Source organism: Vibrio sp. 970 (assembly GCF_033339075.1).
Genome location: NZ_JAWOTW010000466.1, coordinates 1 through 630 on the forward strand (window position 1 = coordinate 1; position 630 = coordinate 630).

General features: G+C 40.3%; 1 pseudogene. It reads left to right on the forward strand.

Annotation, left to right across the window (positions count from 1 at the left end):
* Nucleotides 1–307 precede the first annotated feature (307 nt).
* Nucleotides 308–630: pseudogene (locus R7Q11_RS27335) on the forward strand (alanyl-tRNA editing protein); the annotation flags it as partial.

Genomic DNA, 630 nt, shown 5'->3' on the forward strand with positions numbered 1-630 from the left:
CGAACAAGCTAACCTTGTCTCAAGAGCGTAAGCGTAAACGTATGATGTCTGTGGTTAAAAACCGCAAAAAATAATTTAAGCATTTGAAGATACCCAAGTTTTTACTTGGGTATTTTTTTATCTGTTTTTTGCAACCTCTAAAAGTGATGTGAGATGTGTCCTTTTCTAAACCTTACTTTCATCATTATCACAATGTTCTTCTGCGCGGTTTTTCTCTAGTGGTATTAGTGATGACGTGCAGATTCCTGTATCTTCAAATGCTCAGCACAAAACCTTAACTTCTTACATTCACAAAGATAAGCAAAGCATGACGATTACCGCGACACAAACCCGTTTTTGCCATCAAACTTGGCAGTTGGACGCTCAGATTCAACTCGTTCAAAACCACAATGAAGTGACCTACGTAGTCACCGACGTGACTCCGTTTCATCCCGTTAGCCATATCTGGCCTGATCATCCCGCGGATAAAGGCATCTTAGTATTTAATGATCAACAATTTGAAGTGATTGATTGTCAAATTGGTGCCATTGAAGTGGTAACCGGAGAGTTATTTGTTGGAGCGGCAATCCCTGTAAAGCGCGATACAGAAGGCTGGTTATTTGTTGTCGTACATGTATTAGCGCTTGTTGA